The organism is Rhodovulum sulfidophilum DSM 1374, from assembly GCF_001633165.1.
Taxonomy (GTDB): Bacteria; Pseudomonadota; Alphaproteobacteria; order Rhodobacterales; family Rhodobacteraceae; genus Rhodovulum; species Rhodovulum sulfidophilum.
Map to the genome: position 1 here is coordinate 1963950 of NZ_CP015418.1, position 21949 is coordinate 1985898.

At 67.3% G+C, this 21949-nt stretch carries 23 protein-coding genes; 10 read left to right on the forward strand and 13 right to left on the reverse strand.

The features are described from left to right. Window positions 1-17: 17 nt before the first annotated feature. From prfA to A6W98_RS09345, 3 genes are all read left to right on the forward strand, one after another. Window positions 18-1070: a peptide chain release factor 1 gene (gene prfA, locus A6W98_RS09335; protein ID WP_042460691.1), complete on the forward strand. Its 1053-nt coding sequence runs from the start codon at window positions 18-20 to the stop codon at window positions 1068-1070. After that, window positions 1067-1912, forward strand: a complete 846-nt coding sequence (prmC, locus tag A6W98_RS09340) for a peptide chain release factor N(5)-glutamine methyltransferase (protein WP_042460693.1) — start codon at window positions 1067-1069, stop codon at window positions 1910-1912. Before prfA ends, prmC begins: the two co-directional genes overlap by 4 nt. 237 nt (window positions 1913-2149) lie before the next feature. After that, window positions 2150-2824: a DUF4167 domain-containing protein gene (locus A6W98_RS09345; protein ID WP_042460696.1), complete on the forward strand. Its 675-nt coding sequence runs from the start codon at window positions 2150-2152 to the stop codon at window positions 2822-2824. Between the two features lie 77 nt (window positions 2825-2901). Here A6W98_RS09345 and rsmA read toward each other — a convergent pair whose 3' ends face one another. The 6 genes from rsmA to lptF form a co-directional block, all read right to left on the reverse strand. Further along, window positions 2902-3753 carry a 16S rRNA (adenine(1518)-N(6)/adenine(1519)-N(6))-dimethyltransferase RsmA gene (rsmA, locus tag A6W98_RS09350; RefSeq protein WP_042460699.1) on the reverse strand — a complete coding sequence of 284 codons (852 nt, stop codon included), beginning with the start codon at window positions 3751-3753 and terminating at the stop codon, window positions 2902-2904. An 80-nt stretch (window positions 3754-3833) separates the two neighbouring features. Further along, window positions 3834-4817: a 4-hydroxythreonine-4-phosphate dehydrogenase PdxA gene (gene pdxA, locus A6W98_RS09355; RefSeq protein WP_042460702.1), complete on the reverse strand. Its 984-nt coding sequence runs from the start codon at window positions 4815-4817 to the stop codon at window positions 3834-3836. Next, on the reverse strand, window positions 4814-6043 hold the full coding sequence (locus A6W98_RS09360; RefSeq protein ID WP_052677988.1) for a peptidylprolyl isomerase: 1230 nt from the start codon (window positions 6041-6043) through the stop codon (window positions 4814-4816). Before A6W98_RS09360 ends, pdxA begins: the two co-directional genes overlap by 4 nt. Before the next feature lie 25 nt (window positions 6044-6068). Next, window positions 6069-8240 carry an LPS-assembly protein LptD gene (locus A6W98_RS09365; RefSeq protein WP_052677989.1) on the reverse strand — a complete coding sequence of 724 codons (2172 nt, stop codon included), beginning with the start codon at window positions 8238-8240 and terminating at the stop codon, window positions 6069-6071. Further along, a complete protein-coding gene (gene lptG, locus A6W98_RS09370) occupies window positions 8240-9340 on the reverse strand; it encodes an LPS export ABC transporter permease LptG (protein WP_042460708.1) in 1101 nt (366 codons plus the stop codon). Before lptG ends, A6W98_RS09365 begins: the two co-directional genes overlap by 1 nt. Then, window positions 9337-10464 (reverse strand): LPS export ABC transporter permease LptF, encoded by a 1128-nt coding sequence (gene lptF, locus A6W98_RS09375; RefSeq protein ID WP_042460711.1) that lies wholly within the window; start codon window positions 10462-10464, stop codon window positions 9337-9339. Before lptF ends, lptG begins: the two co-directional genes overlap by 4 nt. A 133-nt stretch (window positions 10465-10597) precedes the next feature. Between lptF and A6W98_RS09380 the strand changes: the two genes are divergently transcribed. The 3 genes from A6W98_RS09380 to A6W98_RS09390 are packed head-to-tail and all read left to right on the forward strand — an operon-like array spanning window position 10598 to window position 12984. Beyond that, on the forward strand, window positions 10598-12067 hold the full coding sequence (locus tag A6W98_RS09380) for a leucyl aminopeptidase (protein WP_042460714.1): 1470 nt from the start codon (window positions 10598-10600) through the stop codon (window positions 12065-12067). Between the two features lie 45 nt (window positions 12068-12112). Further along, window positions 12113-12517, forward strand: a complete 405-nt coding sequence (locus A6W98_RS09385; protein ID WP_042460716.1) for a VOC family protein — start codon at window positions 12113-12115, stop codon at window positions 12515-12517. A gap of 8 nt (window positions 12518-12525) precedes the next feature. Next, window positions 12526-12984 (forward strand): DNA polymerase III subunit chi, encoded by a 459-nt coding sequence (locus A6W98_RS09390; protein WP_042460718.1) that lies wholly within the window; start codon window positions 12526-12528, stop codon window positions 12982-12984. Window positions 12985-13004: 20 nt separating this feature from the next. On the opposite strand, the gene A6W98_RS09395 is transcribed toward A6W98_RS09390, so the two are convergent. The 5 genes from A6W98_RS09395 to A6W98_RS09415 form a co-directional block, all read right to left on the reverse strand. Further along, window positions 13005-13463 (reverse strand): PaaI family thioesterase, encoded by a 459-nt coding sequence (locus A6W98_RS09395; protein ID WP_081251869.1) that lies wholly within the window; start codon window positions 13461-13463, stop codon window positions 13005-13007. A gap of 61 nt (window positions 13464-13524) precedes the next feature. Further along, complete coding sequence (locus tag A6W98_RS09400; RefSeq protein WP_042460720.1) at window positions 13525-14106, reverse strand: retropepsin-like aspartic protease family protein; 582 nt, start codon at window positions 14104-14106, stop codon at window positions 13525-13527. 60 nt (window positions 14107-14166) lie between these two features. Continuing rightward, a complete protein-coding gene (locus A6W98_RS09405; protein ID WP_042460723.1) occupies window positions 14167-14787 on the reverse strand; it encodes a MarC family protein in 621 nt (206 codons plus the stop codon). Window positions 14788-14790: 3 nt separating this feature from the next. Beyond that, window positions 14791-16641 (reverse strand): ABC-F family ATP-binding cassette domain-containing protein, encoded by a 1851-nt coding sequence (locus tag A6W98_RS09410; protein ID WP_042460726.1) that lies wholly within the window; start codon window positions 16639-16641, stop codon window positions 14791-14793. Between the two features lie 42 nt (window positions 16642-16683). Beyond that, on the reverse strand, window positions 16684-18129 hold the full coding sequence (locus A6W98_RS09415; protein ID WP_042460729.1) for an alanine/glycine:cation symporter family protein: 1446 nt from the start codon (window positions 18127-18129) through the stop codon (window positions 16684-16686). A 168-nt stretch (window positions 18130-18297) separates the two neighbouring features. On the opposite strand from A6W98_RS09415, the gene ndk reads away from it, so the two are divergent. Continuing rightward, complete coding sequence (ndk, locus tag A6W98_RS09420; RefSeq protein WP_042460731.1) at window positions 18298-18720, forward strand: nucleoside-diphosphate kinase; 423 nt, start codon at window positions 18298-18300, stop codon at window positions 18718-18720. 110 nt (window positions 18721-18830) lie between these two features. Here ndk and A6W98_RS21035 read toward each other — a convergent pair whose 3' ends face one another. Beyond that, window positions 18831-18971: a hypothetical protein gene (locus A6W98_RS21035; RefSeq protein ID WP_155734763.1), complete on the reverse strand. Its 141-nt coding sequence runs from the start codon at window positions 18969-18971 to the stop codon at window positions 18831-18833. Window positions 18972-19251: 280 nt separating this feature from the next. After that, window positions 19252-19575 (reverse strand): hypothetical protein, encoded by a 324-nt coding sequence (locus A6W98_RS09425; protein ID WP_042460733.1) that lies wholly within the window; start codon window positions 19573-19575, stop codon window positions 19252-19254. 388 nt (window positions 19576-19963) lie between these two features. On the opposite strand from A6W98_RS09425, the gene pufB reads away from it, so the two are divergent. The 3 genes from pufB (at window position 19964) to A6W98_RS09440 (ending at window position 21899) form a co-directional block, all read left to right on the forward strand. Beyond that, a complete protein-coding gene (gene pufB, locus A6W98_RS09430) occupies window positions 19964-20119 on the forward strand; it encodes a light-harvesting antenna LH1, beta subunit (protein ID WP_042460741.1) in 156 nt (51 codons plus the stop codon). A gap of 21 nt (window positions 20120-20140) precedes the next feature. Beyond that, window positions 20141-20332: a light-harvesting protein gene (locus A6W98_RS09435; RefSeq protein WP_042460744.1), complete on the forward strand. Its 192-nt coding sequence runs from the start codon at window positions 20141-20143 to the stop codon at window positions 20330-20332. A 157-nt stretch (window positions 20333-20489) separates the two neighbouring features. Then, entirely contained in the window at window positions 20490-21899 is a 1410-nt protein-coding gene (locus A6W98_RS09440; RefSeq protein WP_042460746.1) for a PucC family protein, read from the forward strand. Window positions 21900-21949: the final 50 nt, after the last annotated feature.

Here is a 21949-nt window from a genome sequence, read left to right on the forward strand (position 1 = left end):
TCGCGCGACAGAGCGCCATGGTCCCGCTAGACAAACTCGAACAGATCCAGCGCCGTTTCGGCTATCTCGAGGCCCGGCTTGCCGAGGGCGCCTCGGGCGATTTCGCCCGGATCGGCCGCGAATATGCCGAGCTGAAACCCGTGGTCGCCGAGATCGAGGCCTATCGCAGGCTGCTGTCCGACATCGACACCGCCGAGGCGATGCTGACGGACCCCGAGATGCGCGCGCTGGCCGAGGACGAGCTGCCCGAGTTGCGCGCCCGGCTGCCCGAGCTGGAACAGGCGCTCCGGATCGCGCTTCTGCCCAAGGATGCGGCCGATGCCCGCCCCGCCATCGTCGAGATCCGCCCCGGCACCGGCGGCGAGGAGGCGGCGCTTTTCGCGGGCGATCTGCTTCGGATGTATCAGCGCTATGCCGAGACCAGGGGCTGGCGCTTCGAGATCCTCGAGGAAAGCCAGACCGAGCTGGGCGGCATCAAGGAGGTCACCGCCACGGTGCAGGGCGAGGGCGTTTTCGCCCGCCTCAAATACGAATCCGGCGTGCACCGGGTCCAGCGCGTGCCGGCCACTGAATCGGGCGGGCGCATCCACACCTCGGCCGCGACCGTCGCCGTGCTGCCCGAGGCGCAGGAGGTCGATATCGATATTCCCGCCGCCGATATCCGCATCGACACCATGCGCGCCTCGGGCGCGGGCGGCCAGCATGTCAACACCACCGATTCGGCGGTGCGCATCACCCACCTGCCAACGGGAATCGTCGTCACCTCGTCGGAGAAATCGCAGCACCAGAACCGCGCCATCGCCATGGCCGTGCTCCGGGCACGGCTTTTCGACCTGGAGCGTCAGAAAGCCGCAGATGAACGCGCCGCCACCCGCAAGGCCCAGGTCGGCTCGGGCGACCGCTCGGAACGGATCCGCACCTACAACTTCCCGCAAGGCCGGATGACCGATCACCGCATCAACCTCACGCTCTACCGCCTCGAGCAGATCCTCGCCGGCGATCTCGACGAGGTGATCGACGCGCTGATCGCCGACGATCAGGCCGGGATGCTGGCCGAGATGGAGGGATGAGCGCCGCCACCGGCTCGGTCCTTCTGGCCGGGGCCGTGGCCCGGCTCCGCAAGGCGGGCATCCCCGACCCGGCGCGCGATGCCCGGCGCCTTCTGGCCCATGCGCTGGAGATCGCCCCGGGACGGCTGACCCTGGTCCTGCCCGAGCCGGTTCCGGCCCCGGCCGCGGCCCGTTTCGAGGCCGTGCTGGACCGTCGCGCGGCGCATGAGCCGGTCTCGCATATTGTCGGGCTCCGTGCCTTCTGGGGGCGCGATTTCAAGGTCACGCGCGACGTGCTCGACCCCCGCCCGGAAACCGAGATCCTGATCGAGGCCGCGCTTTCCGCCCCGTTTTCCAATATGTTGGATCTCGGGACCGGATCTGGCTGCATCCTTCTTACGCTCCTGGCCGAATGTCCCGGCGCCGCGGGGCTGGGCACCGATATCTCGGACGCGGCGCTGTCCGTTGCGCGCGGGAATGCCGGGCGGCTGGGGGTGTCGGCCGCGCGCTTTTTGCAATCGGACTGGTATCAGGCGGTCGAGGGCCGCTTCGATCTCATCGTCTCGAACCCGCCCTATATCGCCGAGGCCGAGATGCCGGGCCTTGCCCCCGACCTTGCCCATGAACCGCGCGGTGCCCTGACCGATGGCGGCGACGGGCTTTCGGCCTATCGTGCCATTGCCGCCGGGGCGGGCGCGCGGCTTGCGCCGGGCGGGCGGCTTCTGGTCGAGATCGGCCCGACCCAGGCCGCGGCGGTGTCGCGCATCTTTGCGGCGGCCGGTCTTGAAATCGTGGCGGTTCGGCCCGATCTCGATGGCAGACACCGGGTTGTCGAGACCCGCGTTGCGGCATCGGGGACGTGACGTCAATTCGTTGCGTGCCGCGCGCGGCCCTCGCCAAATGGCCGCAATTGGTGTATTTACCTCTTGCCAGCGTCTGCAGCCCGTGTTTACTCAAGGGAGCGTTGGCTGAGCGCCGTGAAGGCGCCGCTCGCGCTAGACAAGCCAAAAAAGGTCGACAGGGGTTCGTTTTTGAACCGCGCCGTAAGACGCGTGGCCCTGTCCAGAGATACCACCACTAGGCTGGAAACTAGAACACGCATGAGACCGTCCAAGTCACGTTCGCGCTCCAAGTCGAACCGTTCGCGCTCGATGGGCAATATTGTCAATCGGGTCTTCGACAGTTCGGGCCCCGAGGGGAAAGTGCGCGGTACGCCGCAACAGATCATCGAAAAATACAACCAGCTCGCACGTGATGCCCAGCTGGCCAATGACCGGGTCGCCGCCGAGAATTTCCAGCAGCATGCCGAGCATTATGCCCGCCTGCTGGGCGAGGCCCAGCGCGAGCAGGAGGCCCGCCGCGAGCAGCAGGAGGCCCAGCAGCCGCGCAACCGCGACCGCGACGACTCCTCGCAGAACAGCAATGACGAGAGCGACCAGCCGACGAGCCAGGCTAGTTCCGGTTCCAGCGGCGGCGCCGATGTCATCGACATGTCCGGGGATGACGGTCGGGAAAGCACCCTGGTCGAAACGCCCGAGGAAAAACCGGCGCCCAAGCCGCGTCGTCCTCGCAAGCCCCGCGCGGTCAAGCCGAAGGGCGAGGCGGCAGAAGCCGATCCGACCGGCGGCGGTGAAGGCAAGTCGGGCGAGGGAAAATCCGGCGGGCGCAAGTCCGGCGGGACGAAATCGGACGAAGGCAAGCGCGACGGCGGCGACGCCTCCGCCGAAGCCCAGCCCGGCCCGGATCCCCAGCGCGAGGCCCCCGCGGCAGAGTGACAGCGGAACGGATCGGCGGCGCTACATGCGCCGCCTTTTTCTTTCCTGCCGTGTTCCTGGCCCGCCGTGTTCCGGACCTATGACCTTTCTGCCGCCGCCAGCGCGCGGGCCAGCGCGCAAAAGCCTTCCAGCGGGATCTGTTCGGCCCGCTCTGTCGGGGCAATGCCCGCCATTCGCAACAGATCCTCGATCTCGGGCGCAAGCCCCTTGAGGCTGGAGCGCAGCATCTTGCGACGCTGTCCGAAGGCCGCCGCCACCACCCGTTCCAGCACGGCCGGATCGGCCTCGAAGCGCGGGCGGGGCAGGGCGGTCAGATGAACCACGGCCGAGGACACCTTGGGCGGCGGCGTGAAGGCCTCGGGCGGCAGCCGCAGCGCGATCCGCGCCTCGGCGCGCCATTGCGCCAGGATGGCAAGCCGCCCATAGGCCTTGCTGCCGGGCAGGGCCACGATCCGTTCCGCCACTTCCTTCTGGAACATCAGCGTCAGGCTCGACCAGAACGGAGGCCAGTCGGCGGGCGTCAGCCAGCGCACCAGAAGCTCGGTCCCGACATTGTAGGGCAGGTTGGCAACGATCTTCACCGGCGGCGCCAAGTAAGCCAGCGGATCGACCGCCAGCGCATCGCCATTCACCACCTCCAGACGGCCCGGATAAACCGCGGCAATCTCGGCCAGGGCTGCGAGACAGCGCGCATCCTTCTCCACCGCCAGCACGCGCCGCGCTCCCTCGGCCAGAAGCCCCCGTGTCAGCCCGCCGGGGCCCGGTCCGATTTCCAGCACATCGGTCCCGCCCAGATCGCCCGCCACCCGCGCGATCTTCGCGGTCAGGTTCAGATCCAGCAGGAAATTCTGTCCCAGCGCCTTCTTCGCCGACAGCTCATGCGCCGCGATCACCTCGCGCAGCGGCGGCAATCCGTCGATCGTGCTCATGCCCGCGCCCTTTCTTCTTCTTGGCCAAAATACCCGCGGGGGGTCCGGGGGTGGCAAACCCCCGGCGCCAGCCGCATGGCTCAGTGCCGTCCCGCCGCGCGCGTCAGTGCCATCTCGCGCGCCAGCTTCAGCGCGGCGATCAGGCTCGACGGATCGGCCCGGCCGGTTCCCGCAATGTCGAAGGCGGTGCCGTGATCGGGGGATGTCCGGATGAAGGGCAGGCCCAGCGTCACGTTCACACCGCCCGCGAAATCCAGCGTCTTGATCGGGATCAGCGCCTGATCGTGATACATCGCCACCGCAACGTCATAGCGGGCCCGGGCCTCGGCATGAAACATCGTGTCGGCCGAAAGCGGTCCCTCGATCCGCATGCCCTCGGCCCGTAGCCGCTCCAGCACCGGACCGATCAGGGCGATCTCCTCATGCCCCATCGCGCCGCCTTCGCCGGCATGGGGGTTGAGCCCGGCCACCGCCAGACGCGGGCTCTCGATCCCGAAATCGCGGATCAGCGCGGCCTCGGTGATCCTGAGGCTGCGCTCCAGCAGACCGGCGCTCAGCGCGCGCGGCACCTCGGACAGCGCGATATGGACGGTCACCGGCACCACCTTCAGCGCCGGGGCTGCCAGCATCATCACCACATCCCCGACCCCGGCCAGATGGGCCAGATATTCGGTATGGCCGGGATGCGGAAACCCGGCCCCGTCCTGCAGCGCCTTCTTGTGGATCGGTGCGGTGCAAAGCGCGGCCGCCTTGCCCTCCTGCACCAGCGCGACGCCGCGGGCGATGGCCTCGATCACCGCCGCCGCATTGGCCGGGTCGGGGCGGCCCGGAACGGCCGGGGCGGGAAAGGGCAGGCGCAGCACGGGCAGCGCGGTCGCGGCCACATGCATCGCCTCGGCGGGCGCGTGGATCTCGGCATGAGGCGTCCCCTCGGGCAGATGCCGGGGATCGCCGATCCAGAAGAAGGGCAGCCGCGCGCCCAGCGACTGCCAGGCGCGGAGCACGATTTCAGGGCCGATCCCGGCCGGCTCGCCACAGCTCAGCGCGATCGGCAGGCCGGTCATGGCTCGCGGATGATGGCGTCGGCCTTCAGCTCGGCAAGATAGCTGTCGGCATATCCGGCCAGACGCTGGCCGACCAGCTGCCGCCGTACCGCCTCGCGGTCGATGCCGCCCCGATCTTCCAGATCCGGGGTCCGGCCGCAGAGCATCAGCACCTCCGCCGCCGCGGGCGTGCTGAGCCCGTAGGACACCTCGTTATCGTCAAGCTTGGCAAGCTCCTGCGCCAGATCCGGGGGCAGGTCTGCCACCGGCCGGGTCTCGCGCAGCAGCCGTTCGGGCGGCAGCCCGCGGGCCACGCCGTAAAGGTCGTCGCAGGTATCGGCCTGCATCCGCACCTTCATCGCCTCGGCCAGCGTGCCGCCGGGGATGGTGAAGATCGCATAATCGACGGCAAGCGCCTTCTGGCTGGCGGCCTTGCCCTCGCGCACCGAGCGCAACTGGAACAGCACGATGGCATTGTCCATCTCGATCGGGGCCGAGACCTTGCCCGGGCCCAGCGCCAGGACCTGCCCGGCGATCGCGGGCGGCAGTTTCGACAGCGGCATCCAGCCCATGCGCCCGCCCTGATCGCGCGACCGCGACACCGAATATTTGCGGGCCGCAGCGGCAAAGGCGCCGGCACTGTCGATCGAGTCGCTCAACTGGCGCGCCAGCGCCATCGCATCGCGCCGGTAATCCGGCGTATCCGCGCGCAGCACGATCTCGGACAACAGCACCTGGGTTCCGGCCGCGCCGCTGCCGCTTGCGGCCGATTGCACCGCGCGGTCGATCTCGGCATCGGTGACCTGGGTGCGCGGTCCGTATCGGGTCCGCACCACCTCGCGCCAGGCCAGACCGGCCTTGACGAAATCGCGGAAGCTCTCTTTCGAGACCCCGGCCTGGCCGATCAGCGCCACGAACTGGTCGACATCGAGGCTTCCGCGCGCGGCGAATTCCTCCATGCCCTCCTGCAACGCCTCGTCGCTGACCGAGACGCCCAGCCGCTTGGCCTCGTCCATCCGCAGCCGGTCGTCGATCAGACCGTCCAGTGCGACCTTCTCGATCCGGGGCGGGTTGCCCAGCAGGCGCAGGAACTGGACCCGCTGATTGAATTCGTAATTGGTGATCGCCGTGTCATTGACATAAAGCCGCGGGGCAAAGGGGCCGCCCTGCTGCGCCCTGCCGTCATCGGCGCCGGTCAGCACCAGGATCGCCGCGGCCGCAACCGCCAGGCCAACGCGTCGGATCATGCCTGTCCTCCGTTTTTCTTCTGCCTCATCGGCGCATGCACCGCCGCGCGCCGCCGCTCTTTCCACGCGACCCGAACCCGGCCAGAGAGACCGTGAGGTCGAAATCGGTGGACGGGTTCACATTAGTGGAGGAGGTGAAGCGGCGCGAGAGGGAAAGATCCACGCTGATGCATTCATTGCTGTATTCGAGCCCGACCCCGGCCTTGGCGGCCTCGTCGGCGACGAAGTCGTAGCGCCAGTTGGCCTTGCCGGTCCAGTTCCGGTGAAAGTCGTAGGCGGCATCGACCAGCCATTCCGACCGGTCCGAGAGGCGCTCCTCCGACGGGTTGGCCTCGATCCAGAGCAGGCTCGAGCCGATATCGTAGGCGTCCTTTTCCCAATCGATCCTGAGATCGTTCTTGGTAAGGTCGAAGGCGTCGTCGAAGACCGCGCGGTTGGTCAGGCTGACCTCGCTGCCGAAATCGAGCTTGAACGCGGTCAGCCAGTCCGAGCTGCTGCCGTCGAGCCCCGAGCCCTTGGCGAACTGGGTGCTGTCCTCGGCCCGCCAGATCCGCCCGACGGTGAGCCCGAGCGCCCAGCCGCTGGCGGCATAGCGGGTCCAGCCCAGCCCGGCATTGAGGCGAAGCCCGGTCTCGCGCGCATCCTCGCCGGCAAAGCGCGACATCGAGAACAGATTGCCCTCGTCGAACTCGACCAGAACGCTGTCCTCGTTCGGGATCTCGTCATCGTCCTCGTGGCTCCAGGCCAGCTGGATCACCGGTTCCAGCACCTGGGCGCTGCCATCGGCGGCGGCCTTGATCAGCGGCCAGCGCAGTTCGACCGCGGCGCCGGGGGTCAGCCGGGTCTGGCTGCCGCCATGGACCGTGTCATCGCCGATCTCGTAATGGTCGAGCGTGATCGCGCCAAGCGCGCCCAGGACCATGCCGTTGCTCAGGGTCCAGTCGCGGCGCCAGTCGGCCTCGATGGTCAGGCGCGCCATGTCCATGCCGTCGCCATAGCTGTCGAAATCGGGCCCGTCGGTCGCCTCGTCCGAGCTTCGGTGCAGCGCGTCGGCCGAGAAGCCGAGCGTGGCCATGCCGCCAAGCAGCGCGGGCGCGAAGCGGCGGCGGTAATCGACATCGCCGACGATCGAGGGAATGGTGGCATTGCTTTCGGAATCGCGCAGCGTCTCGAGATAGCCGATCTCGGCCCGGATCAGCTCGTCGCGGCGGGCGCGGCTGATCGCGACCGCGCTTTCCAGCCGGTCCTGCTCGGAATAGCCGTAATCCAGCAGATAGGCCCGGTCCGACACCGTCTCGATGTCGAAGTCGAGCTTGAAGTCGCGCGGCAGCTCGAAGCTGCCTTCGGCAAAGAGGTAATGCCGGGTCTCGTTCTCGAGAATGTCGTCGCGCGAGACCGCGCCGTTGATCTCGAGCTCGCCGCGGGTGAAGGCGCGGCGATAGCGCAGTTCCAGCGTCCTGGTTCTGCTGGTCGAGATATAGGGCGTCAGGGTCAGGTCCTGCGACGGCCCCAGCTCGATGAAAAAGGGGATCTTGATGCCGCTGCCGAGCTGGTCGGTGATCCGGGTCGAGGGCGTCAGGAAACCGGTGGCGCGCTTGCGCGAGGGGTCGGGGATGCGCAGGCGCGGCAGATAGAAGACCGGCACGCCCGCGACCTCGAGCCGGGCATTGTCGAAATAGATCTGGCCCTCGAGCTCGTCCTGGATGATGCGGCTGGCCCGGATCTGCCAGAGCGGCACCTCGCCGTCGCGGCAGATCTTGCAGGTCGAGGCGACGGTCTCGCCAAGCCGGTTGTAGCGTCCGGCGACACGCTGGATATCGGCGGCCGCGATCTGCAACTGCTGGTCCAGAACCAGCCGGGCCGAGCGCAGGATACCCTCTGTCATATCGGCCGACAGTTCGGCGCTGTCGGCCAGGATCATGGTCTCGGTCCCGGTGGTCAGCGTGATCGGCCCGTCGATGGCCAGCGTCTCGCCGTCGCGGTCATAGACGATCCGCGACGCGGACAGTCTCGTGTCGCCGTAAAGCACCTCGACATGGCCGTCGGCCACCAGCTGGCGCAGATCGCCCACCCCGATCCGGTCGGCGACCAGGGTCGCGGGCGGGCGGGCAGTCTCTTCGGCGCAAAGCCGCCCCGGCAGGGACAGGCTTGCCGTGGTCAGGGCCGTGGTCAGGGCGAGGGCAAGAAGGGCCCGCATCAACCGTCCTCCAGGTGCAGCAGCAATCCGAGCGACAGCAGAATTCCCGCAATCGGCGGGCTCCAGGCCGCCAGGGCCACGGGAATCTGGCCATTCTCTCCTAATACCTGCGCGAAGTTGCGCAGGAAGAACAGCCCCAGACCGAGGCCCAGCGCCATCATCACCATCGTTCCGGTGCGGCCGAAGCGGACATGGCGCATCGTGAAGGCCGCGCCCAGCAGCACCATCGCCACCATCACCGCGGGCATGGCCAGCTCCATCTGGAACCAGACCCGTTGCGGCAGGGCCGAGAACCCGGCGCGTTCGAGCCCCGAGATGAAGGTCGGCAGATCCCAGATCGCGACCTCCGCCGGGCGGGCAAAGCTGTCGCGGATGCGCGCCAGGGTCAGGTCCGAGGGCAGGACCAGCTGCGGCGAGACCACCGCCCGGGCCTCGGGATTGTCGATCCCGTCGCCGAAGTTCCAGCGCTTGGCATTGCGGATGTCCCAGCCCTGGGGCCGAAGCCGGGCCTCCTCGGCCTCGATCCGCCAGGCCGGATTGCCCTCGGCATCGAAGGCCAGGAAGGTCACGTCGTAGAACCGTGTCGCCCGGGCATCGGCCCGTGCCGCCCGGATCACGGTCTGGCCGGAAAGCGAGCCCTGACGCAGCCAGAGCCCTTCGGAACTGACCGAGAGCAGGCTGGCCTCCTGTCCCTTGTAGCCCGAAGACACGCTGTCATATTCGCGCGAGGTGGCGGCGATGATCGGGTTGAAGATCGCCACCGCGATCACGCCATAGACCAGCGCCACCGCGACCGGAGCGACCAGGCTGCGCATCGCCGAGCGGCCCGAGGCGCGGGCCACGACCAGCTCCGAGCTGCGCGCCAATGCGAGAAACAGCGCCACCGTGGCCATCACCGTGACCATTGGCAGGATGGTGTAGAGATCGCCGGGCACCTTCAGCAATGCCAGATGCAGCGCGCCACCGACCCCGATCTGGCCGAGGTCGAAATCGCGCAATTCCTCGACCATGCCGATCAGGGCCATGATCGCCCCGAAAATGCCAAGGATACCAAGGAGGTACAGCGTGAACTTGCGCGCGATGTAGAAATGCAGCGTCATGCCGGCCGCTCCTGCCGCGGCCGCCGTCGGCGGTGGCGCATCGCCGACAGCCAGATCAGTCCGAGCCCGATCCCGATGCCCGCCAGTGGCGGCAGGTAGGTCACGGGCCAGTAGCTCTCGTCGCGCTGGGCGAAGCCGGCGGCGGTGTTGTTGAGGAAATTGACCGCGATCAACAGCGTGATCGCGAGCCCGATCTGGCGCCCGAGGCCGAACCGCGAGAAGCCGCCGACCATGAGCGCCCCATACCCGATCAGGGCCCCCGCCACCGCCAGCAGCCCCTGCGCCGTACGGGCATGACCCTCGTAGAGGAAGACCGCCTTCGGCTTGCCCGCGGCCTCGATCAACTCGGGGCTGGGAAACAGGAGATCGCGGGTCGACATGACGTCGAGCGACGGGCGACGGATCCGGGCAGAGCCGATCAGGGCGCTGATATCGTAGGCGAAATCGTCGAATGTCGCGATCGACAACCGCCGGTCCTCCTCGCGCAGCCATTGTGCCATGCCATCGACCATCACCAGCTTGGGGCCGTCATCGCTTTGCACCAGGAAGGCGCGGTTCGCGGTGTAGGTGACGCGGGTGCCGGGGCTGGTGGCGTCCGACAGGTAGATCTGCTTCAGCTCGCCGCTGCGGGTGATGTCGCGGATGAAGACGGTAATCCCCCCGGCCGGATGCAGGAACTGCCCGGCCGACAGGAAGCGGGCGGTGAAATCGCTCGAGATCTCGGCTTGCCTGAGGTCCAGCTGGGCGCGGCTGGCGGGGACCAGGAAATGGGTGAGAATGCAGATCGGGATCGCGACCAGCAGACCGAAGATCGCGACCGGCCGCGCCAGCCGCCAGGGGCTGCAGCCGAGCGCCTGCATCACCACCAGCTCGCTTTCATTGGTCAGCCGGTTGATCACGTAGACGGTGGCCGCGAAGGCCGCGATCGGCAGCACCAGACGGATCACGTTGGGCAGGGTGAGGGCGGCGAATTCCAGGAAGACCAGCGCCGACTGGCCGTCTCCGATGATGTCGTCGAACAGGGACACGCCCCGGTTGACCCAGTAGACCGAGACCAGAACGAGTGCGAAAAAGCCGAACAGGACGGTCAGCTGCGCCAGAAGGTATCGGTCGAATCTGGGCACGAATATCCTCGGCAGGTCCATGATCGGGCGGCAGACTAAACCAATCGCTCAGGGGGGAAAACTGCTATCTGGTCAAGTGCGGGGCGCGGGACTAGGTAAGGGACCGACAGCTATACCAGAGCAGGAGCCGCAGATGAGCACCCCCGTCGCCATTGCCTTTGCCGAAACCGATCTTGACGCGGTCGCGGGGTCCGAGGGCCGCGTCGCGGTCCTTGTCGATGCCGAGGGCAAGCTCGATCCGGGCGCGCGGCGGGTCAACCGGCTGAGCCGGGGCGCGCTGGCGCGGGTCGTCGAAAGCGAGGCCTTTGCGCGGATGAAACCGGCCGAGATCGTGACGCTGGCCTGGCCCGCCGGGCTTGCGGCCGAGGCGGTCGATCTGGTGCGGCTTGATCGCAAGGCCAGCCAGGAAGAGGCCCGGCGGGCGGGGGCGGAACTGGCCAAGCGCCAGGGCAAGGCCGATGTGACGCTGCTGGCGGGCAACCATCCGCGCGCCGCCGACATCGCCTTCGGCTTTGCCCTGCGCGCCTACAGCTTCGACGCCCACCGGAGCGAGGAGCCGGTGATCCCGGGGGCGGTGAAGGTGATGGTCACCAAGCCCGAGGAAATCGCGAGCGCGGCCGGGCCGATGGCGGCGCTGGCCGAGGGCGTGTTCTTCACCCGCGATCTGGTGAACGAGCCCGCCAATGTGCTGACCACCGACGATTTCGCCGGGCGGCTGGCGGCGATGCAGGAGCTCGGGCTCGATGTCGAGATCCTCGAGGAGGACGAGCTGAAGGCGCTGGGCATGCGCGCGCTTCTGGCGGTCGGGCAGGGGTCCGAAAGCCCCTCCAAGGTGGTGGTGATGCGCTGGAATGGCGGCGCGGCCGATCAGGCGCCGCTGGCGCTGGTCGGCAAGGGCGTGGTCTTCGATACCGGCGGCATCTCGATCAAGCCCGGTCAGGGCATGGAAGAGATGACCATGGACATGGGCGGCGCGGCGGTGGTCGCGGGCGTCATGCGCACGCTGGCGCTTCGCAAGTCCAGGGCCAATGTCGTCGGCGTGGTCGGGCTGGTCGAGAACATGCCCGACGGCCGCGCCCAGCGTCCGGGCGACATCGTGCGCTCGATGAAGGGCGACATGATCGAGGTGATCAATACCGATGCCGAGGGGCGGCTGGTGCTGGCCGATGTGCTCTGGTACGCGCAGGACCGGTTCAAGCCCGCGGGCGTGATCGACCTCGCCACCCTGACCGGTGCCATCATCGTCGCGCTCGGCAATGCCAATGCGGGCGTCTTTTCCAATGATGACGCGTTCTGCGCCGATTTCCTCAAGGCCGCCACCCGCGAAGGCGAGGGTGCCTGGCGGATGCCTCTGGGCGCGTCCTATGACAAGCTGATCAAGTCGCGCCTGGCCGATATCAGGAATTCGGCCGGCCGGCCCGCGGGCTCGATCACCGCGGCGCAGTTCCTGCAGCGCTTCATCACCGAGGACACGCCCTGGATCCATCTCGACATCGCGGGCGTCGCCCTGGCGCAGGAGGAAACCGCGCTGGCGCCCAAGGGGGCGACGGGGTGGGGCGTTTTGGCGCTCGACCGGCTGGTGGCCGACCGTTTCGAGAAGTGAGGCTTCGGTGCTAGCATCGGACCGCCGAGACCGAGGGAGGGCCCGATGATCATTCCTGCGATCCGTTACCGCGATCCCGAGGCGGCCCTGCTGTTCCTGGTGGGGGTGCTGGGGCTCGACGAGCATGCCGTCCGTCGCGACGACGACGGCGCCTTCCTCCATGCCGAATTGCGGCTGGGCGACGGACTGGTCTCGATCCGCGGCTTGGCCGGGCAGGGGCGGCCTGCCGCGCCTCCGGCCGATCCGGATGGCGGGGCCGGGCCGGGCAGCATGACGATCTATGCCGTCGTGCCCGATCCGGCCCATCTGCATGCGCGCGTCCTTGAGTCCGGGGCACAGATCGTTGCGCCGCTCTCCGGGGAAGGCCCGGGCGGCAGCGCCTTCTCGGTCGCCGATCCCGAGGGCCATGTCTGGACCTTCGGTTCCTACAATCCGCTTTCCCGCGACTGACCGGCCCGATGGGACAGGCGCTCTTCTATCATCTGACCCGACGTCCGCTGGAGGACACGCTGCCGATGCTGCTGGACAAGGCGCTGAAGCATGACATGCGGGTCGCGGTGCGCGGGTCCGACCGCGACCGGCTGGCCCGGCTCGACGAGCGGCTCTGGATGGGCGACGGCTTCCTGCCGCACGGGCTTGCCGGAACCGGCTTCGACGCCGATCAGCCGGTGCTGCTGACGACCGGGCCCGAGATGCCGAACGGGGCGCGCTGCCTGATGGCGGTCGACGGCGCCGAGGTGAGCCCGGACGAGACCCGCGCGCTGGACCGGGTCTGCATCCTGTTCGACGGCAACGATCCGGCGGCGGTCGAGCGGGCGCGGGGACAGTGGCGCGCGCTGACAGGCGCGGGGCTTGCCGCGCAATACTGGTCCGAGGAAACCGGCCGCTGGCAGAAGAAGGCCGAAAGCGGCGGCTGAGGCCCGACCCGGTCCGGGGCTCAGCCGCGCGGGCGCAGCACCATCTGGGTCTGGATCACATTGGCCGCCAGCGTGCCGTCACCGCGGGTGATGGTGGTCTGCCAGACCATGGTGCTGCGGCCGCGATGCAGCGGAACGGTCTCGCAGCGCGCGGTGTCTCCAAGCGCCACTGTGCGGAAGAAATTGGTCTTGCTCTCGATGGTCGAGGTGCCTTCGCCCGCCTCGAGATCGATGTTCAGGAAGGTCGCGGTGCCGCCCAGATTGTCGGCCACCGCCATGATGGCGCCGCCATGCAGCGTGCCGTTCCTGTTGGTCAGGTCCTCGGTCACCACCAGATCGGCCACCACCCGCTCGGGCGCGGCCGAGACCAGGCTCAGCCCCAGCAGCCGGGCGAAGGGCGGCTGTGCCGCGGCGATCTCTGCGATCCGGTCATCCGCTGGCGTGGCATTGCTGTCCGTGGCCCGGGGCTCGTCTGTCATTACCTGTCTCCTCGCTTGATCGGCGCCAGCCTAGCGGGCCGGGCGGCGCGGTGCGAGAGGCTCAGCGCGTCAGGATCATCCGGTCGCGGACGAATTCGATTCGCTCGAAGCGATTCAGATAGGCCATGCCCAGCAGCGAGTCATGCATCTCGCCGGCATTGACGAAGGCGCGCAGGTTGCGGTCGACGATCGGGCCGATCGCGACGGTGTCAAGCCGGACCGGCGCGGTCCGGACCGTGCCATTCGCGGTATGGGCCTCGCCGAAATATTGCAGGTCCTCGGGGTCGAGCCCCACCCGGGCGGCATCCTTGCGGGTCAGCACCACATCGGTCGCCCCGGTATCGACGACGAAATGCAGCGGCGTGCCGTTGACCTCGACCGTCATGTAGTAATGCCCGTCAGGCGCGCGCGGCACCTCGATCCGCCGCTCCTCGCCGAACACCGTCTGGCTCGGCGCGACCTGATGGCGGATGTCCGACCAGAGCCCGAAGCCGGCGATCGCGCCGATGAAGATCAGCCCCCAGATCGCGGCCTGCTGCGCGACATGACCCAGCCGGTGCCGGTTCGACAGCAGGAAATACCCCGCAATCACCGAGCCCAGCAGCACAAGATAGATCAGCCGTCCGAAATCGTCGCCCGTCATCGCGCTCCCTTCGCCTTGATCAGTTGGATATAGGGCACCCGCGCTCCGGCGCGAAGGGTGTCAGACCGGTGCAAGGCCGAAATCCCTGAGCCCGTCGAGGATGAACTGGACCGAAAGCGCGGCCAGCAGCATGCCCAGCAGCCGCGAGACGACGACGATGCCGGTATGGCCAAGCGCGCGCTCCAGCAGACTTGCCGTCATGAAAAGCCCGAGACAGATCCCGATCACCGCGATCATCGCCAGATGCACCAGCAGCATGTCGAGCGGCGCCCGGTCGACCTGTCCGGTCAGCAGCACCATCGTCGCGATCGCGCCCGGCCCCGCCATCAGCGGCGTGGCCAGCGGAAACACCGACGGATCGGGCAGCTCTTCATGCGCGCGGTCCTCGCGCTTCTTGCTGCGCCGCTCGAACAGCATTTCAAGTGCGGTCAGGAACAGCAGGATGCCGCCCGCGATCCGGAAGGCGGGCATCGAGATCCCGGCAAAGACCAGGACCTGTTCGCCGAAGATCCCGAACAGGGTCAGGATCGCCACCGAGATGGCGGCCGCGCGCAGGCCGATGGCACGGCGCTGGCGCGGCGACATGCCCTGCGTCAGCGCCACGAAGACCGGCGTCAGCCCGATCGGGTCTATGATCACGAAAAGGGTGACCAGAGCGCTGATGTAAAAGCCGAGCTCCATCGCTCAAGCCTCTGCCTTGTCAAGCTTTTCAAGCGCTTCCATCCAAAGCGCCTCGGCCCGTTCCATGGCCTCCTCGGCCTCGGCGAACTTCTTCTGCCAGAGCATCCTCTCATCGGCGCGGGCCGGGTCGTACATGTCCGGATCGGCCAGCTTCTCCTGCAGCTTCGCGCGCATCTCCTCCAGCTTCGCGACCCGCGCCTCGCATTTGCGGACCTCGGCGCGAAGCGCAAGGAGTTCGTCGCGCCCGGGGCGTTTCGGCGCGGCGGCCCTGACGGTCTGGGCCCGTTCGGGGGTGTCGGCGCTCAGCAGCATCTTGCGATAGGCGTCGAGATCGTCGTCATAGGGCGCGACCCGCCCGCCCTCGACCAGCCAGAGCCGGTCGGCCACCATCGACAGCAGGTGCATGTCGTGGCTGACGAGGATCACCGCGCCGGAATAATCGTTCAGCGCCTCGGACAGCGCCTCGCGGCTTTCGATGTCGAGGTGGTTTGTGGGCTCGTCGAGGATCAGCAGATGCGGCGCGTCCAGCGTCGCCAGAAGCAGCGACAACCGCGCCTTCTGTCCGCCCGACAGTCGTCCGACCTCGGTGTCGGCCTGATCGGCGCCAAGCCCGAACCCGGCCAGCCTTGCGCGCAGCTTCGCGGGGGCGTCGTCGGGCCGTTCGCGGCGGAGATGTTCAAGCGGGGTCTCGTCCAGATGCAGCTCGTCGACCTGATGCTGGGCGAAATAGCCGATTTTCAGCTTGTTGGCCGTTGTCACCCGGCCCGAAAGCCTGTCGAGCTTGCCCGCCAGCAGTTTCGAGAAGGTCGACTTGCCCTCGCCGTTCCGGCCCAGAAGCGCGATCCGGTCGTCCTGGTCGATCCTCAGCGACAGGCGCTGCAGCACCGGGGTGCCGTCATAACCGACCGAGACGCCCTCCATCGCCACGATCGGCGGCGACAGCTCTTCGGGCTGGGGAAAGCTGAAGGCGACGCGGGCCATCTCCTCGGGCGCGGCGACGGGGGGCATCCGCTCCAGCATCTTGATCCGGGCCTGGGCCTGCTTGGCTTTTGACGCCTTGTAGCGGAAGCGGTCGACGAAGCTTTGCAGATGCGCGCGGCGCAGGTCCTGCTTCTTGGCCTCGGCGGCCTGAACCGCGCGTTGCTCGGCCCGCGCCCGGGCGAAGGCGTCATAGCCGCCTGCGTAAAGCGTGAGCTTGCAGTTTTCCAGGTGCAGGATATGGCCGACCGCCCGGTTCAGAAGACCGCGGTCATGCGAGATCAGGATCACCGTATGGGGATAGCGCGCCAGGTAGTTTTCCAGCCACAGCGCGCCTTCGAGATCCAGGTAGTTGGTCGGTTCGTCCAGCAACAGCAGGTCGGGGCGCGCGAACAGCACGCCCGCCAGCGCGACCCGCATCCGCCAGCCGCCCGAGAAATCCGAACAGGGCATGTGCTGCTCGGCCTCGGAGAAGCCCAGCCCCTTCAGGATCGAGGCGGCCCGCGCCTCGGCCGACCAGGCGTCGATATCGGTCAGTCGGGTCTGGATCTCGGCGATGCGGTGGGGATCGGTCGCGGTTTCCGCCTCGGCCATGAGGCTGGCGCGTTCGGTATCGGCCTCCAGCACCGTGTCCAGCAGCGAGGTTGCGGAGGAGGGCACCTCTTGCGCGACACCGCCGATCCGGGCCTGCGGCGGAAAGGAGATCGCGCCCGAATCGAGCGTGAGCTCGCCCCGGATCAGCCTAAAAAGCGTGGTCTTTCCGGCCCCGTTCCGGCCGATCAGGCCGACCTTGTGGCCATCTGGAATCACGGCGGAGGCGCCCTCGAACAAAGGGCGCCCCTCGATGGAATAGCGAAGATCGTCGATGCGCAGCATGGCCTGTGCCTTAGCAGGGCTCGGGCCGGTGGGGAAGCAGGATCAGGCGCCCCGCTCGGCGGCGATATCCTTGTTCCAGATCGTGCGGTCTATCCCCCTCGGATCGATCTCGGGATGCTGCGACAGCCGGAAACAGGGCTCGGTCACGGTCTTGCGCTGCTCGAAATAGTCCCTGGTCAGCCGGATCACCGTGCCCGACAGCAGAATCAGCGCGATGAGGTTGATGGTGGCCATGGTCGCCATCGAGGCATCGGCGAAGTTGAAGACCTTCGTCACCGGCTGCACCGCGCCCCAGATCACCATGCCGACTTGAGCGGCCTTCAGGATCGCCAGCGGCACGCCGCGACCGAGGCCCAGAAACTCCATCACATTTTCGGAATAGGCGTAATTGCCGATGATCGAGGTGAAGGCGAAGAACAGAATCGCCACCGCGATGAAGGCCGGACCGACGGCGCCGATATGGGCCGACAGCGCGTTCTGGGTCAGCTCGGTGCCGGTGATCCCGTCGGGGCCGTAATCGACCACGCCCGACAGCAGGATCATCAGCGCGGTCGCGGTACAGATCAGAAGCGTGTCGATGAAGACGCCGAGACCCTGCACCATGCCCTGGCTCGAGGGGTGATGCGGGTCGGGCACGGCGACGGCCGCGATATGCGGGGCCGAGCCCATGCCGGCCTCGTTCGAGAACAGCCCGCGCTTGATCCCGTTCAGCGCGGCCGCGGCAAAGCCCCCGGCAAATCCGCCCACGGCCTGGTCGATGCCGAAGGCGCTCTTGACGATCAGCGCCAGCAGGCCCGGAATTTCGGCGGCATGGACGACCAGAACATAGGCCGCGACCAGAAGGTAGATCCCGGCCATGAAGGGCACCACGCGTTCGGCGACGCTGGCAATCGAGCGGATGCCGCCGAAGATGACGATGCCGGTCAGCGTGCCGATGGCGATGCCGGTCGCAAGCTTCGGGATGCCGAAGGCGCCGTCGGCGGCATCGGCGATGGAATTGGACTGCACCGCGTTGAAGATCAGCCCGAAGGAGCAGAGGAAGAAGAAGCAGAACACGTAGCCCAGCCATTTCGCGCCCAGCCCGTGCCAGATGTAATAGGCGGGACCGCCGCGATACTGGCGATCGGCGTTGCGCACCTTGTAAAGCTGGGCCAGCGTCGATTCGGCATAGGCCGTGGCCATGCCGACAAGGGCCACGATCCACATCCAGAACACCGCGCCCGGCCCGCCGAGATAGATCGCGACCGCGACGCCCGCCAGGTTGCCGGTGCCAACACGGCTGGCGAGGCTGACGGTCAGCGCCTGCAGGGGGGTGATGCCGCTGCGGTCCGACTCGCCGGTGCTGACGAGAACCCGGATGAATTCGGGAAAATGTCGGAACTGGATCCCGCCGAGGCGTATGGTCAGGTAAAGCCCGGCTCCGATCAGTCCCCAGATCAGGACATAGCCCCAGAGCACGGTATTCAGGAAATCGACAATAACAGTCATCAAATGACCCTTTTTAAAGGCGCGCGCGAACACTCGATCCAACGTGATCCAGCGTTATCGGTTCCGGGCCGGGCAGCGAAAGCCTGTTTTCAAGGGTCGGGGCGCGTGCTAGCAGGACCGCGATTTTTCACCGCCGTCCCCGGGGCGGCGCCCAAGAGGACGCAAGACATGGCGATTCAACGCACCTTCTCGATCATCAAGCCCGACGCGACCAAGCGCAACCTGACCGGCGCGATCAACGCCAAGCTCGAGGCGGCCGGTCTGCGCATCGTCGCGCAGAAGCGGATCCACCTGAGCAAGGCCCAGGCCGGCGTCTTCTACGCGGTGCACAAGGAACGCCCGTTCTATGACGAACTCTGCGAATTCATGGCCTCCGAGCCGATCGTGGTGCAGGTGCTGGAAGGCGAAGACGCCATCGCGAAAAACCGTGAAGTGATGGGCGCGACCAACCCGGCCGAAGCCGCCGAAGGCACCATCCGCAAGGAATTCGCGCTGTCGATCGGCGAGAACTCGGTCCATGGCTCGGATGCCGAGGACACCGCCAAGGAAGAAATCGCCTATTTCTTCTCGGGCCTCGAACTGGTCGGCTAAGTCCGGGTGCTGGAAGGATCCGCTGCGGGCCGCTATGGCGCGCGGCGGAGAGAGGGGGCGGGCTCGCCCCCTTTTTCATGCGGGTCCGATCCGTGGACCCAAAGGGCCGGTCAGATGCTGGCCCAGTCCCGGAAGGTGTAGCCATCGGCCGGGGTCGGATGGGGGGCCGGGCGGGAGGCAGAGGCATCGCGGGCGGGCTCCTGCGGTGCGACCGGACGAGAGCTTTGGGGGGTGGAGAATGCGCTGGCCATGGGGGCCTCCTCTGGCTGATGGGGGCTGCCCGTCCTGGCCAGCCGATACCGTCATGAGGCCCGGCAAACCGGGCGGCGGCCCGGCAGGAACGGTACATTTTCTCGAAAAATTGTAGAGTATTCGGTCATATCGCGCGGGCAGGGCGGCTCTGGCCGGGGATCCGCCCGGGCGACGCCGGCAAGGGGCGGGGGGCAGAAAACCCGACAAGTGCCCGGGATAAAAAGGAAAACGCCCGCGCGGGGATCGCGCGGGCGCTGTTTTCACCGGTCAGGGGCCGGATTATTTCGCGGCGACGCCGTAATAGGCGCGCTTGGACAGCAGCGGCCAGCCCATGCGCGAGGACAGCGGGGTCGGGTTGCTGGTTTGCAGCTCGACATGACCTTCGCCCATGCCGCCCAGCAGCGGCCAGTTCATCTGGCGCGACAGCGGGGTCGGGTTATCGGTCATCAGCTCGGTCTTCGAGGTGCTGTTCTCGGACAGGCATTTGAAGCCGAGCGCGTCCGAGAAGGGCGTGGTGGTGCTTTCGCCCTCGACCGCGACGTCGGTGAGCAGGCGTTGCTTGCTGGACAGCTTCGGCATCCAGTCGTCCCAGATATATTTCATAGATCCTCCAGGTTTTGCGTCCGCGATCGTCGTTGGCACGAGCAAGCTCGGTCCGGGCCCGACGAGAACGGCGAATTGCAGTTGGGCGCTTTGATATTACCCCACCTGCGCGTGAGGATTTCAAGGGGCCGGACGGTCGCAGGACGGGGCGCCGCAGGGGCTGCGACGCGTTGTCAACAGGGTTCTATATGTCGCACGATTCTGGGGCCATGTAAGCCTGCGTTGACATTGCCAACGTCAATCGCTTGTGACATCGTCTGTTCGTGACGATGCCGGGTCGGAAGCCCAGCGAGAATATCGCTAAGGAAATCTCCGGTCTGCTTTGTCGACGCCTGCGTGCGGGCTCCGCACGTACCACAGTCGAAAACCATATTGGGGAGACGACAATATGACTGACGATATGGACAAAGTCTGGCCGACCGGCCTGACCCTTGCCGAAGCCGAAGAAGTGCATAAGCAACTCATCGACGGCACCCGCGTGTTCGGCGCGATCGCGCTGTTCGCCCACTTCCTGGCTGCCATCGCCACCCCGTGGCTCGGCTAATCTAGAGAGAGGACATAGATCATGAACAACGCGAAAATGTGGCTCGTCGTTAAGCCCACCGTTGGCATTCCGCTCTTCCTGGTTGCCTGCGCCATCGCTTCCTTCCTGGTGCACCTGATGCTGGTTCTGACCACCGGCTGGATGGGCGACTACTACAGCGGCTCGTTCGAAGCTGCGTCGCTGGTGTCCAACGCCACCACGCTGCTCTCGTAAGCCGGTACGGCTTCCGTGCAGGAACTTGCGAGGGCCGGGGTCATGCCCCGGCCTTCGTGCCTTCGGGACGGGATGTCCCGAACCAACCGGAAACGCGCCCCAGCGGGCAAGAGGACACGGGCCCACTGTGTCGGGCCGCGTGTCGGAGTGTGACCGCATGAATCGACTGAGCAAGATGGCGGTAAACCGTATCGCCACTGTCGGGCCTCGATTCCTCCCCTTTGCAGAAGCCGCCAGCGAAGACCTGCCGCTCAGCCGCCTGTTGCGGCTGTCGATGTTCCAGGTCTCCGTCGGCATGGCGATGGTGCTGCTTGTCGGCACCCTGAACCGGGTGATGATCGTCGAGCTCGAGGTCCCGGCGTCCATCGTCGGCATCATGATTTCCCTGCCGCTTCTGTTCGCGCCCTTCCGCGCGCTGATCGGCTTCAAGTCCGACACCCACAAATCGGCACTGGGCTGGCGAAGGGTCCCCTACATCTGGAAGGGCACGCTGCTGCAATGGGGCGGCTTTGCCATCATGCCCTTCGCGCTGATCGTGCTGTCGGGGCAGGAAAGTGCCGCTGGCGCGCCGGAGTGGATCGGCATCCTGTCCGCCGCGGTCTCGTTTCTGCTGGTCGGCGCGGGCGTGCATACGGTGCAGACCGTGGGGCTGGCGCTGGCGACCGATCTGGCGCCGCGCGAGGATCAGCCGAATGTCGTCGGGCTGATGTATGTGATGCTGCTGGTCGGCATGATCGTCAGCGCCCTGCTGTTCGGGATGTGGCTGGAGGATTTCTACCACGCCAAGCTGATCAAGGTGATCCAGGGCGCCGCCGTCGCGACCATGGTGTTCAACGTCATCGCGCTCTGGAAGATGGAGGCGCGCGACCGCGTCCGCGCCAGGCAGCGTCTCGAGGGCGATCCCGAACCGAGTTTCCGCGAGGCCTGGGGCCTGTTCACGCGCGGACCCAATGCCCGCAGGCTGCTGTGGGTGATCGGGCTCGGCACGCTGGGCTTCGGTCTCTCGGACGTTCTGCTGGAACCCTTCGGGGGCCAGGTTCTCGACATGTCGGTGGCCGCGACCACCAAGCTGACCGCCGCGGTCGCGGGCGGCACGCTTGTCGGCTTTGCCTGGGCCTCGCGGGTGCTGTCGCGCGGCTATGACCCGATGGCGATGGCGGGCTGGGGCGCCGTGGTGGGACTTCCGGCCTTCGCCATCATCACCTTCTCTGCGACGCTGCAATCCGAGCCGGTCTTCGTCTTCGGCACGATGATGGCGGGCTTCGGTGCGGGGCTCTTCAGCCATGGCACCCTGACCGCCACCATGCGCTCGGCGCCGAAGGCCCAGGTCGGGCTCGCGCTCGGCGCCTGGGGGGCGGTGCAGGCGACCTCGGCGGGGGCCGGTATCGCGCTTGGGGGCGTGTTCCGCGACGCGGTGCTGCATTCGCCGATCGGCGATCTCTTCGGCGCGGCGACGCCTTATTTCTTTGTCTACGCGATCGAACTGGCGCTGCTGGTCGCGACCATCATCGTCGGCTACCGGCTGATGCTGAGCCGCGCCTTCGGCATCGAGAACGCGCCCGACTGAGCCTCTCTCCGGCCCTCCGCGCTGTTGCGCCGGGGGCCGGAGCTTTCCGG